Source organism: Variovorax paradoxus (assembly GCA_016806145.1).
Classification (GTDB): domain Bacteria; phylum Pseudomonadota; class Gammaproteobacteria; order Burkholderiales; family Burkholderiaceae_C; genus Variovorax.
The window spans coordinates 1,742,967-1,755,332 of record CP063166.1; the positions used below are offsets into that span (position 1 = coordinate 1,742,967).

Consider the following 12,366-nt stretch of genomic DNA (forward strand, 5'->3'; position numbering starts at 1 on the left):
GACCTTTTCAATACCCGGAGACTCCATGACCCAGCGTTCCGCTTTCGCCTTCGCCCTCGCCACGGTGGCCGCCGCCTGCGCCTTCACCGTGCAGGCGCAGGACTTCCCGGCGGGCAAGCCCGTCACCATCGTCGTGCCCTTCGCCGCCGGCGGCCCGACCGACCGCGTCGCGCGCGATCTGGCCGAAGCGCTGCGCAAGCCGCTCGGCGGCGCCAGCGTGGTGATCGACAACGTGCCCGGCGCGGGCAGCTCGATCGGCGCGGCCAAGGTGGCGCGCGCGGCACCGGACGGCTACACGCTGCTGCTCAACCACATCGCGATGTCGACCATCCCGACGCTGGTGCGCAACGTGCCGTTCAAGGTCGAGAGCGACTTCGAGTACCTGGGCATCGTCAACGACGTGCCCATGACGCTGATCGCCAAGCCCAGCCTGCCGGCCAACAACTACAAGGAACTGACCGACTGGATCGGCGCCAACAAGGGCAAGATCAACCTCGGCAACGCGGGCGTGGGCTCGGCCTCGCACCTGTGCGGCCTGCTCTACCAGAGCGCGATGAAGACCGAGATGACGCCCGTGCCCTACAAGGGAACGGCCCCCGCCATCACCGACCTGATCGGCGGCCAGATCGACCTGCTGTGCGACCAGACCACCAACACCTCGCCGCAGATCGAGGCCAAGAAGGTCAAGGCCTATGCCGTGACCTCGCCCAAGCGCCTGACCACGCCGCTGCTGAAGGACCTGCCGACCCTGCAGGAAGCTGGCCTGAAGGACTTCCAGGTCACGATCTGGCACGGCCTGTATGCGCCCAAGGGCACGCCGGCACCGATCCAGAAGAAGCTCAACGAGGCGCTGAAGGCCGCGCTCAAGGACGCCGACTTCATCAAGCGCGAGGAAGCGCTGGGCGCCGTGGTCGCGACCGACGGGCGCATCGAGCCCGAGGGCCACAAGAAGTTCGTGGCGGCCGAGATCGCGAAGTGGAGCCCGATCATCAAGGCCGCGGGGGTGTACGCGGACTGAGCGCCGCGGGGAGCAGTCGGTGCGTCAGAGGTGCTGCGAGATCAGCACCGCCGCACCCGCGAGCGAGATCGCGCCGCCGACGAGTTTTCTGAGGTTCTTGAGCGTCATGGTGGTTCTCCTGGCTGAGGCTCCATGGTGCCGTGCTTCACCCCGGCGCGGGTTTGGAAATCCTCATGCCGGGGATAGCCACGGCCAGTCGGGTCAATGGTCGTGGTGCAGATAGCTGGCCTGCCTCGGCAGCCGCAGACTCACGAGGAAGGCGATCACCATCATCGCGCTCACGTACCAGAAGAAGGCCGACTCGTGGCCCAGCGACTTCAGGCCCAGCGCCACGTACTCGGCCGAGCCGCCGAAGATCGCGTTGGCCACCGCGTAGGCCAGGCCCACGCCGAGCGCGCGCACCTCGGGCGGGAACATCTCGGCCTTCACGATGCCGCTGATCGAGGTGTAGAAGCTCACGATGGCCAGCGCCACGATGATCAGCACGAAGGCCAGCACCGGGCTGGTGGTGTGCTGCAGCGCGGTGAGGATCGGCACGGTGGCGATCGCGCCCAGGCCGCCGAACAGCAGCATGTTGTTGCGCCGGCCGATGCGGTCCGACAGCGCGCCGAACAGCGGCTGCATGCACATGTAGGCGAACAGGGCGCCGGTCATCACGTAGCTCGCGGTCTTGATCGGCAGGTGCACCGTGTTCACCAGGTACTTCTGCATGTAGGTGGTGAAGGTGTAGAAGATCAGCGAGCCGCCGGCCGTGTAGCCCAGCACGGTGAGGAAGGCCGGCGTGTGGTGCCTGAACAGGCCGCCGATGCTGCCGGCTTCCTTGTTCTTCTTGGCCTCTTCGCTCTGCGTCTCGTGCAGCGTGCGGCGCAGCAGCAGCGCGACCACCGCGGCGATGGCGCCGATCACGAACGGGATGCGCCAGCCCCAGGCCTTGAGCTCGGCCTCGCTGAGCAGCTGCTCGAGCACCACGATCACCAGCACCGCGAGCAGCTGGCCGCCGATCAGCGTGACGTACTGAAACGAGGAGAAGAAGCCGCGCTGGCCGCGCAGCGCGACCTCGCTCATGTAGGTGGCGGTGGTGCCGTATTCGCCGCCCACCGACAGGCCCTGGAACAGCCGGCACATCAGCAGCAGGAACGGCGCCCAGGCGCCGATGGCCGCGTAGGTCGGCAGGCAGGCGATGACCAGCGAGCCGCCGCACATCATCGTGACCGAGATCAGCATCGAGGTCTTGCGCCCGAGCCGGTCGGCGATGCGGCCGAACAGCCAGCCGCCGATCGGCCGCATCAGGAAGCCGGCCGCGAACACGCCCGCGGTGTTGAGCAGCTGCGCGGTGGGATCGGACTTGGGGAAGAAGGCCGGCGCGAAGTAGAGCGCCGAGAACGCGTAGACGTAGAAGTCGAACCACTCGACCAGGTTGCCCGAGGAGGCCGCCATGATCGCGAACACGCGGTGGCGTTTTTCTTCCGCCGTGTAATGGGGTGGGGATGCGGAAGCCGCCGGGCTTCCCGGGCTCGCGTGGAGGGGCGTGGTCGCGCTCATGGTGCCTGTGGGCCACCGAACGGGCCGGCGGCCGTGTTGTTGTTGCCGGACCATTCTGCGCCGCACGATGACCGGGTCGTGTCAGCGGGTGCCGCATCGGCCTATCTCCGACGTGGCCTTGGATTCGGCCCGCCCCCACGGGCCGGATCCGTGGCAGCCTGCTAGAAGTCGTAGGTGCCCGGCAGCAGGATCCCCGAGTCCACCGTGTCGATGCTCGTGTGGCCGCAGAAGGCCATGGTCACGTCGAGCTCCTTGTGGATGATCTGCAGCGCGCGCGTCACGCCGGCCTGGCCGTAGGCGCCGAGGCCGTAGAGGAAGCTGCGGCCGATCAGCGTGCCGCGGGCGCCGAGGGCGCGCGCCTTGAGCACGTCCTGGCCGCTGCGGATGCCGCCGTCCATCCAGACCTCGATGTCGCGGCCCACGGCATCGACGATGGCCGGCAGCGCGCTGATCGAGGAGGGCGCGCCGTCGAGTTGGCGGCCGCCGTGGTTCGACACGATCAGCGCGTCGGCGCCGCTGTTCGCGGCCAGCCGCGCGTCTTCCGCGTCGAGGATGCCCTTGAGGATCAGCTTGCCGCCCCAGCGCTTCTTGATCCACTCGATGTCGCCCCAGTTCAGCGCCGGGTCGAACTGCTCGGCGGTCCACGAGGACAGCGAGGACAGGTCCTTCACGCCCTTGGCATGGCCCGCGATGTTGCGGAAGGTGCGGCGCTTGGTGCCCAGCATGCCGAGGCACCAGTGCGGCTTGGTCGCGAGGTTCAGCAGGTTCTTGATGGTGGGCTTGGGCGGCGTGGTCAGGCCGTTCTTGATGTCCTTGTGGCGCTGGCCGAGGATCTGCAGGTCGAGCGTGAGCTGCAGCGCCGACACGTTGGCCGCGCGCGCGCGGTCGATCAGGCGCTCGATGAAGTCGCGGTCCTTCATCACGTAGAGCTGGAACCAGAACGGATGGCGGCCGGTGTTCTCGGCGATGTCCTCGAGCGAGCAGATGCTCATGGTCGAGAGCGTGAACGGGATGCCGAAGGCCTTGGCCGCGAGCGCGCCCAGGATCTCGCCGTCGGCGTGCTGCATGCCCGTGAGGCCCGTGGGCGCGATCGCCACCGGCATCGCCACGTCCTGCCCGATCATGGTGGTGCGGGTGGAGCGGCCCTCCATGTTGACCGCCACGCGCTGGCGCAGCTTGATCTTCTGGAAGTCGCTCTCGTTGGCGCGGTAGGTGCCCTCGGTCCATGCGCCGGAGTCGGCGTAGTCGTAGAACATCTTCGGCACGCGCCGCTTGGCGACCACCCGCAGGTCTTCGATGCAGGTGATCTTGGAAAGGTCGGGCACGGGGAGTCTCCTGTGGAACGGGTTGTTGTCGTGGGCGGGCCTGGGGGCCGGGCCGCCGCCATTATTGGGCAGCAGCCCCTCCCGCAGCGCAACGCGCGGCGCCGTGAGTGTGGCCGCGGCGCGGCCCGGCCGGGCTGAAAAACGCTGGCCGGCGATCTGAAAAGAATTCAGGCGGCCGCTTCCCGCCTCGTCAGCCCTCGAGCGACTGCCGGGCCCAGGCCACGAAGGCGGCGCATTCGGGGCGCTCGAGCGCCCCCGGCCGCCAGCACAGGAAGTAGTGGTTGGGCGAGGGCACGCTGACCGGCGACAGCCGCACCAGCCGGCCGCCGTCGATCCAGGCGCGGCCCAGGTGCAGCCGCATCAGCGCCACGCCCAGGCCCTCGGCGGCCGCCTCGAGCAGCAGGCCCAGGTCGGTGAACTGGGCGCCGCTGGCGGGCTCGGGCAGGCCGATGCCGTGGGCCGCGAACCAGATGCGCCAGTTCTCGAGCGGGGTGCGCAGCAGCTGGGCGCGTTCGATCTCGGCCCGGGTCGCGAAGCCCTCGAACGGGCCGTGGCGCTTCAGGTAGGCCGGGCTGCACACGGGCGTGAGCGCATCGGCCGGGAACTGCAGGAACTCGCGCTGGCGGAACGGCCCGGCGCCGAAACGCAACTCGATGTCGGCCTCGTCGAGCGCGTTCTCGCGCATCGGCGCCGTCACCTGCATCACCAGCTCGACCTCGGGATGGGCCTCGCAGAAGCGCGCGAGCTGCGGCATCAGGATCTGGCGCGAGAAGGTCGGCGTGACGGCCACGCGCAGCCGCCGGGTGTGGGGCGCGGCCTCGCGGCCCGGCACCTGCTCGAGCGCGAAGATGGCCTCGCGCACCCGCGCCAGGTAGACGATGCCGTCGGCGCTGAGGCTGAAGTCGCTGCCCGCGAAAAAGCGCAGGCCGAGCTGCGACTCGAGCTGGCGGATGCGGTGGCTCACGGCGCTGGGCGTCACGCTGAGCTCCTCGGCCGCCAGGTTCACGCTGCGCAGGCGCGCGACGGCCTCGAAGGCGAGCAGGCCCTGGGTCGAGGGGAGGCGCGTGGAAGCCATGAAGGTGTGGAGGGCGGTGCGTAGAAGGAGGTTGTACCCGAGGGCACGGGGCGGCCCACGGTTGTCCGCAGGTGGTGCGCCGCGGGGCCCACGGGCGTACGATGGTATCGAAGCGCCGCGGGCCCGACCGCCCCGGCGCTTCGTTTCGCCGCGCCGCAATGCAGTGCAGAGGGGACAGGTGGAAGGAACAGGGGGTCTGAGCGATCGCAGTGTGTTGCAGCGCATCCGTCACATCGAATACCAACAGTACGGAGACAGACACATGGTTTGGCAACAGGTTTACAACCCGTTCGGGAGCATGGTGGTATCGACGGCGCTCGCCGCGATACCGGTGGTGGTAATGCTGGTGTGCCTCGGCCTCCTGCACGTCAAGGCCCACTTCGCGGCCGGGCTCGGCCTCCTCAGCGCGCTGGCGATCGCGGTCTTCGCCTTCGGCATGCCGGCCGACATGGCGGGCAAGGCCGCCTTCCTCGGCGGCATCACCGGGCTGCTGCCGATCGGCTGGATCGTGCTCAACATCATCTTCCTCCAGCAGCTCACGCAGCAGAACGGCAGCTTCCAGGTGCTGCAGGATTCCATCGCCGGCATCACCGAGGACCGGCGGCTGCAGCTGCTTCTGATCGCCTTCGCCTTCGGCGCCTTCTTCGAGGGCGCGGCCGGCTTCGGCACGCCGGTGGCGGTCACGGCCGCCATCCTGATCGGGCTGGGCTTCTCGCCGCTCGCGGCCTCGGGGCTCTCGTTGATCGCCAACACCGCGCCGGTGGCCTTCGGCGCGCTCGGCACGCCGGTGCTCACGCTGGCCAAGGTGCACGGCTACGACCTGATGGCCGTCACCGCGATGATCGGTCGCCAGCTGCCCTTCTTCTCGGTGCTGGTGCCGTTCTGGCTGATCTGGGCCTTCGCGGGCCGCAAGGGCATGTGGGAGATCTGGCCGGCGATCCTGGTGACCGGTGTCTCGTTCGCGATCCCGCAGTACCTGGTGTCGAACTTCATCGGCCCCGAGCTCGTGGACATCATCGCGGCCATCGTCTCGATGGTCTGCCTGGTGCTGTTCCTGCGCGTGTGGAAGCCCGCCAGGGTGTGGACCTCGGTCTCGCTCAAGGGCCACGAGGCCGGCGGCGGCGAGGCCGCGCCGGTGGGCGCGCCCGCGAAACACCCCACGGCCGCGGTCGTGCGCGCCTGGACCCCGTGGCTGATCCTCACGGTGTTCGTGTTCATCTGGGGCCTGCCCTCGGTCAAGACCTGGCTCAACGGCATCTTCGCGCCCAACTTCCCGATCGAGGGGCTGCACAACATGATCGAGAAGGTGGCGCCGGTGGTGCCCAAGCCGACCAAGGAAGGCGCGGTCTACCAGCTGCTGCTGCTCTCGGCCACCGGCACCGGCATCCTGGTGTCGGCGCTCGTGGGCGGGCTGGTCATGAAGTACAACCCGGTCCAGCTCGTGGCCGCCTACGGCCGCACGCTGTGGCTGGTGAAGTTCTCGCTGCTCACCATCGTGCTGATGCTCGCGCTGGGCACGCTCACGCGCTACTCGGGGCTCGACACCACCTTGGGCCTGGCCTTCGCCAACACGGGCGTTCTGTATCCCTTCTTCGGCACCCTGATGGGCTGGCTGGGCGTGGCGCTCACGGGGTCCGACACGGCCTCGAACGTGCTGTTCGGCGGCATGCAGAAGGTGGCGGCCGACCAGCTCGGGCTGAGTCCCAACCTGATGGGCGCGGCCAACAGCTCGGGTGGCGTGATGGGCAAGATGATCGATGCGCAGTCGATCGTGGTGGCCTCGACCGCCACGCGCTGGTTCAACCACGAGGGCGAGATCCTGCGCTACGTGTTCTTCCACTCGATCGCGCTGGCCTGCCTGGTCGGCGTCCTCGTGACCCTGCAGGCCTATGTGTGGCCGTTCACCGCGATGGTGGTGAAGTAGGCGCCGCGGCGTCGGCCAGCGCGCGCAGCAGCCGGCGCAGATCCTCGACCGCCTCGCGCACCAGCTCGGCGCCGCCCATCTGCGCCTTGACGATCGCGCCGTCGATGCCGAGGGCGGCGGCCTGCGCGAGCGCCATGCGCTGCGGCAGCGTGGCGGGGAGCAGGTCGGCGATCACCTCGACCATCTCGCGCTTGTGATCGCGCGCGCGCTCGGCCGCGCCCTCGACGCTGCCGCCGACCTCGGCCACGGCATTGATGAAGGCGCAGCCGCGGAACACCGGGTCGGCGAACCACTCGGCCATCACGTCGGCCAGCAGCAGCAGGGCCTGCGCGTCGCCGCTGCGCTCGTGCGCGCCGCGCCGGCCCAGCGCATCGACGAACCAGGCCATCCAGCGCGCATGCCGGTGGTCGAGGAAGGCGCGCACCAGGTCGTCCTTCGAGGGGAAGTGGCGGTAGAAGGTGACCTTGGTCACCGCCGAGGCCGCGATCACGCGGTCGATGCCGGTGGCGCGGATGCCGTCGGCGTAGAAGAGGTCGTGCGCCGTGAGCAGGATGCGCTCGCGCGCGGGCAGGGCGGAAAGGTCCAGGTCCATGGCGCGATTGTAGGCACTCCCGCATCCATGTAGACAGGTCTGTCTACATGTGGCACATTGCGGCCGGGCTACACCGCCTTTCCCCTTTCCAACGTTTCCCTCTTCACCGAAAGACCGCCATGGAATCCGAATCCCGCCCGCCGCTGCCCCCGTTCACGCTCGAGACCGCGCTCAAGAAGGTCCAGGCCGCCGAAGATGCCTGGAACACGCGCGACCCCGTGCGCGTGAGCCTGGCCTACACGCCCGACACCGAATGGCGCAACCGCGCCGACTTCGTCAACGGCCGCGAGCAGGTGGTGCAGTTCCTGCAGCGCAAGTGGGTGCGCGAGCTCGACTACCGCCTGAAGAAGACGCTCTGGGCCTTCATGGACAACCGCATCGCGGTGCGCTTCGAGTACGAATGGCACGACGACTCGGGCCACTGGTTCCGCAGCCACGGCAACGAGAACTGGGAGTTCGCGCCCAACGGCCTGATGCAGCGGCGCTACGCGAGCATCAACGACCAGCCCATCGCGGAGTCGGAGCGCAAGTTCCGCTGGGAACGCGCCTGATGGCGCCGGGCCGGGCGGCGGCACGCCTGTTGCTTGCCCGTGTCCGGCACTCAAGGAGCACCTGAACATGAACCGCAACGACGTCACCGAGAAGATCATCGCCACCAAGGTGGCCAAGGGCCTGCAGTGGGCCGATGTCGCGAAGAAGCTCGGCCTCTCGAAGGAATGGACCACCGCCGCCTGCCTCGGCCAGATGACGCTCGACGACAAGCAGGCGAAGATCGTCGGGCGCATCTTCGGCCTCAGTGCCGAGGAGCAGAAGTGGCTGCAGGTGGTGCCCTACAAGGGCTCGCTGCCGACGGCGGTGCCGACCGATCCGCTGATCTACCGCTGGTACGAGATCGTCAGCGTCTACGGCACCACCATCAAGGAGCTGATCCACGAGGAGTTCGGCGACGGCATCATGAGCGCCATCGACTTCAGCATGGACATCCAGCGCGAGCCCGATCCCAAGGGCGACCGCGTGAACGTGGTGCTCTCGGGCAAGTTCCTGCCCTACAAGACTTATTGAATCAGAAGGCGTACTCGGCCGGCTCCTCGGGCGCGCTGTCCGAGCGGCCACCCGGCGAGCGCAGCAGCGCGGGCACGGGGTGCGCCGCGTAGTAGCCGCCCTCGATCGCGCCGGCGATCGAACGCGCCACCGCGTCGGTCGGCGCGAGCAGGCGCCGCCGTGTCGACATGCGTTCGCCCGCCAGGCCCGCGGCGATGCGCTCCAGGCGCGGATCGCCCGGCGGCGCGAGCTCGGGATGGAGCACGCTCACGCGCAGGCGGCCCGCATGCTCCTGGCGCAGGCCCTCGGAGATCGCGTCCACCGCGTACTGGGTGCCGTGGTAGACGGCCGACTCCGCCGTCACGCCCGTGACCGACACCGGCAAGAGGTTGACGATGTGACCCCAGCCCTGCTCCTGCATCGTCGGCAGCACGGCCGCGATGCCGAGCAGCACGCCACGCAGGTTGACGTCGATCATGAGCTCCCACTCCTCGATCTTGCGCATCCACAGCGGCGAGCGCGGCATCACGCCCGCGGCGTTGACCAGTGCGTCGATGCGGTCGTGGCGCTCGAGCGCCAACTCGGCGAAGGCCTCCATCTCGGGGCGCAGCGTGACGTCGAGCCGCTGGAAGCTCGCCGAGCCGCCCGTGGCCCGGATCTCGGCCGCGAGCGCCGCGAGCCGGTCGGTGCGGCGCGCACCGAGCACCACATGCGCACCGCGCCGCGCGAGCAGCCGCGCGGTCGCTTCGCCGATGCCGCTGCTCGCGCCGGTGATGAGAACGACTTTGTCCTGGATTGCGGTCATGGATAACTCCTCATGCTTGGGGGATGCACGGTTGCCACGCGGCTCCCGGCATGCTTGGAAGTGTCGCGCCGCCGCCGCCTTGGGCGTTATCCGGATCGAACGCGGTTCTTGCCTTTTTCTCCGAAACAAGGGCGTCGCGCCGGTGGCGCCGGCTGGCGGGCGAACTTTCTTCTCGCATGAGCCCATCTTCGGTGCGCGGGCACTTCAGGGCTGGCCGTTTCCGGCCGTGCGTTTGCCGGTTCTTGCCCGATCCTTCGCGGCCGCGGCCGCGGCGGTGGCCTCAGCGCGCCAGCAGCTTCAGCATCCGCTCGAAGGTCTTGCCATAGGGCGGCTTGAACAGGCCGACCCCGTTGAAGCCCGACTGGTGGAACACCGGCTTCATCTTCGAGAAGGTCTGGAAGCCGAACTCGCCGTGGTAGGACCCCATGCCGCTCGCACCGACGCCGCCGAAGGGCAGGTCGTCCTGCGCGACGTGCAACAGGGTGTCGTTGACGGTCACGCCGCCGGCCACGGTCTGGGCCAGCACGCGGTCGATGTCCGCGCGCTGCTTCTCGAACAGGTAGAGCGCGAGCGGCCGCGGCCGGGCGTTGACGTAGCCGATGGCCTGCTCGAGCGTGTCGTAGGGCACGAGCGGCAGCACCGGGCCGAAGATCTCCTCGCGCATCACGCGCATGCGGTCGTCCACGCCCGTGAGCAGCACCGGCGGCAGCCGCCGCGACGCGGCATCGGCCGGCGCGTCGCCCAGCCGTTCCACCGCGGCGCCCCGCGCCCGGGCCTCGTCCACCAGCGACTCGAGCCGCGCGAAGTGGCGCGGGCTCACGATGCTGGTGTAGTCGGCGTTGCGCGCCAGGTCGGGGTAGAGCAAAGCGAACACGCGCCGCGCGGCCTCGACGAAGCGCGCCTGCTGCTCGCGCGGCAACAGCACGTAGTCGGGCGCGATGCAGGTCTGGCCGGCGTTGAGCGTCTTGCCCACGAGGATGCGTTCCACCGCCTTGTCGAAGGCCGCGCCGCGTCCCACGATGGCCGGCGACTTGCCGCCGAGCTCGAGCGTCACCGGCGTCAGGTGCTCGCTCGCGGCGCGCATCACGTGGCGGCCGACCTCGGTCGAGCCGGTGAACAGCAGGTGGTCGAAGGGCAGGCTCGCGAATTCGCGCGCGACTTCGGCATCGCCGTTGACCACCGCGATCTCGTCGGCCGCGAAGGCCGTGCCCACCAGCCGCGCGAACAGTTCGGCGAAGCGCGGCGTGTACTCCGACTGCTTGAGCATCGCGCGGTTGCCCGCGGCCAGCGCGGCCGTGAGCGGCCCGGCCGCGAGGTACAGCGGGTAGTTCCAGGGCACGACGATCCCGACCACGCCGAGCGGCTGCGGCATCAGCCGCGAGGACGCGGGCCTGAACCACAGCCCGGTGCCGCGACGCCGCACGCGCATCCAGCGCTTGCCGTGGCGCAGCGCATGGTCGATGCCCTCGAGCGTGGGGAAGACCTCGGCCAGCTCGGTCTCCTGGCGCGGCCGGTTCGAGAAGTCGGCGCTGATCGCCGCGGCGATCGCGGCGCGGTGCTCGCGCACCAGCGCGCGCAGCCGGCGCAGACGATCGGCGCGCACGCTCCAGGGCGGGGCCTGGTCGCGCAAGCTGGCGGCGCGCTGGGCGTCGAAGAGGGGGCGCAGCTCTGGGGTCATGGAGGCCTCGGCGTGTCGGGGGGATGGCGGCGGCAAGTATGCCGGCCGTGGAGGTCGGGGCGGGCACGCGCCGACGGGGCACTCCCCTCCGCGAATGTCCCCCGGCCTTCGGCCTCCTCCTTTATTTCGCTGCGGGGAGTACCCCGCCGACGCGCGCCAGACGCGCAGCGCCTGATCGGCCGGCACAACCCGAGCGCCTCCGTGCACAGGGGTCGAAGAGGAGGCGCAACTCTGGGGTCATGGCGGCCTCGGCGTGTCGGGTGGGGAGTATGCCGGCCGCAGGTTGTAGCGGGCTCACGCCGATGGGGTACTCCCCTCCGCGAATGTCCCCCGCCTTCGGCTCCTCCTTGATTTCGCTGCGGGGAGTACCCCATCGGCGTGAGCCTGGACGCGGCGGTCGTCAGCCGCTGGCACCACCGCTGCGCCCACGTGCACAGGGCAGTGGGTGCTTCCCGCAGCGAAATCAAGGAGGAGGCCGAAGGCCGGGGGACATTCGCGGAGGGAAGTACCCGCTGTCCTGTGCACGCGCCCCGACCCGCAGCAAGCCCGCCCCTAAGATCGCCCCCATGCCCTCCATTCGCCCCTGGCCAGCCGTCATCGCAGCCTTCCTCGCAGCAGCAGCCACAACAGCCGCGACAGCCGCCCCCACAGCCCAGGTCTTCGACCGCGTCGCCAAGCCGGAAGCGGTCGATGCCCAGTGGCGCCCCGCCTTGTGCGCGCTGCTCACGAAGCCCTGCAGCGCCGAGGAGCTCGGCCTCTACCGGCCACGCGGCGGTGCCGAGGGCGAATACGTGGTGTTGTCGGTGAAGCCGCTCGCGATGGCGCGCGTGCAAAGGAATGCCGATGGAACCTGGCGCCTGCAGCGGCTGCATGACTTCTCGGCCTACCAGGGCACGCCCTCGAAGCTCGGCGGGGGTCGCGAGGCGCAGCGCTCGCTCGCACCCGCGCTCTATCCGCTGGCCGACGGCCGCTGGGCGGTCGCGGTGCAGAGCGCGTTCAGCGACATGTACTCGGGCGGCGGCGCCAGCTTCGTCGTCGCCGACTTCGTGCCGCTGGAAGGCGATCCCGCCACGGCCAAGCCGGCCTACGAGGACATCCCCTTCTGGTGCTCGCAGATGATCCGCGCCTGCTTCTCCGAGAAGGAATACAAGACCTCGCCGCACTGCCACGACGAGACCTCGGGCGGCCTGCGCATCGCCTATGCCGATGCCGCGCGTCCCGGCGCCACGTATGGCTGGAGTTTCAGCTGGACCGAGAGCGAATGGCCCGCGCACAAGCCGCGCAGCGCCCGGCGCAGCGGCACCACGCGCTTCACCGCGGCCGACACCTCGGCCGTGCCCTTTTGCGGCGGTCCGCAGTAGCGGGG

At 69.6% G+C, this 12,366-nt stretch carries 11 protein-coding genes; 5 read left to right on the forward strand and 6 right to left on the reverse strand.

Annotated features, from left to right (window positions below; all coding sequences use genetic code 11):
- Positions 1–25 precede the first annotated feature (25 nt).
- Complete coding sequence (locus INQ48_07970; GenBank protein ID QRF59153.1) at positions 26–1,018, forward strand: tripartite tricarboxylate transporter substrate binding protein BugD; 993 nt, start codon at positions 26–28, stop codon at positions 1,016–1,018.
- Positions 1,019–1,219: 201 nt separating this feature from the next.
- Here the strand turns inward: INQ48_07970 and INQ48_07975 are convergent, their stop codons facing one another.
- The 3 genes from INQ48_07975 to INQ48_07985 all read right to left on the reverse strand — a co-directional run bounded on the left by INQ48_07975 (position 1,220) and on the right by INQ48_07985 (position 4,960).
- On the reverse strand, positions 1,220–2,560 hold the full coding sequence (locus INQ48_07975; GenBank protein ID QRF59154.1) for an MFS transporter: 1,341 nt from the start codon (positions 2,558–2,560) through the stop codon (positions 1,220–1,222).
- 161 nt (positions 2,561–2,721) lie between these two features.
- The gene (locus INQ48_07980; protein ID QRF59155.1) at positions 2,722–3,885 is read right to left on the reverse strand and encodes an alpha-hydroxy-acid oxidizing protein; all 1,164 of its coding nucleotides are present in this window, start codon (positions 3,883–3,885) and stop codon (positions 2,722–2,724) included.
- A gap of 190 nt (positions 3,886–4,075) precedes the next feature.
- Complete coding sequence (locus INQ48_07985) at positions 4,076–4,960, reverse strand: LysR family transcriptional regulator (protein QRF59156.1); 885 nt, start codon at positions 4,958–4,960, stop codon at positions 4,076–4,078.
- Between the two features lie 262 nt (positions 4,961–5,222).
- Here INQ48_07985 and INQ48_07990 point away from each other — a divergent pair, with 262 nt between their 5' ends.
- On the forward strand, positions 5,223–6,884 hold the full coding sequence (locus INQ48_07990; GenBank protein QRF59157.1) for an L-lactate permease: 1,662 nt from the start codon (positions 5,223–5,225) through the stop codon (positions 6,882–6,884).
- On the opposite strand, the gene INQ48_07995 is transcribed toward INQ48_07990, so the two are convergent.
- Positions 6,862–7,470 (reverse strand): TetR/AcrR family transcriptional regulator, encoded by a 609-nt coding sequence (locus INQ48_07995; GenBank protein ID QRF60656.1) that lies wholly within the window; start codon positions 7,468–7,470, stop codon positions 6,862–6,864. The genes INQ48_07990 and INQ48_07995 overlap by 23 nt on opposite strands.
- A 125-nt stretch (positions 7,471–7,595) precedes the next feature.
- Between INQ48_07995 and INQ48_08000 the strand changes: the two genes are divergently transcribed.
- The gene (locus INQ48_08000; protein ID QRF59158.1) at positions 7,596–8,027 is read left to right on the forward strand and encodes a nuclear transport factor 2 family protein; all 432 of its coding nucleotides are present in this window, start codon (positions 7,596–7,598) and stop codon (positions 8,025–8,027) included.
- 67 nt (positions 8,028–8,094) lie between these two features.
- Positions 8,095–8,538 (forward strand): cyanase, encoded by a 444-nt coding sequence (cynS, locus tag INQ48_08005; protein ID QRF59159.1) that lies wholly within the window; start codon positions 8,095–8,097, stop codon positions 8,536–8,538.
- 1 nt (position 8,539) lies between these two features.
- On the opposite strand, the gene INQ48_08010 is transcribed toward cynS, so the two are convergent.
- Both INQ48_08010 and INQ48_08015 read right to left on the reverse strand, forming a co-directional pair.
- Positions 8,540–9,322 (reverse strand): SDR family oxidoreductase, encoded by a 783-nt coding sequence (locus INQ48_08010; protein QRF59160.1) that lies wholly within the window; start codon positions 9,320–9,322, stop codon positions 8,540–8,542.
- Between the two features lie 280 nt (positions 9,323–9,602).
- Entirely contained in the window at positions 9,603–11,000 is a 1,398-nt protein-coding gene (locus INQ48_08015) for a coniferyl aldehyde dehydrogenase (protein QRF59161.1), read from the reverse strand.
- 596 nt (positions 11,001–11,596) lie between these two features.
- Here INQ48_08015 and INQ48_08020 point away from each other — a divergent pair.
- The gene (locus INQ48_08020; protein ID QRF60657.1) at positions 11,597–12,361 is read left to right on the forward strand and encodes a hypothetical protein; all 765 of its coding nucleotides are present in this window, start codon (positions 11,597–11,599) and stop codon (positions 12,359–12,361) included.
- The last annotated feature ends 5 nt before the right edge of the window (positions 12,362–12,366 follow it).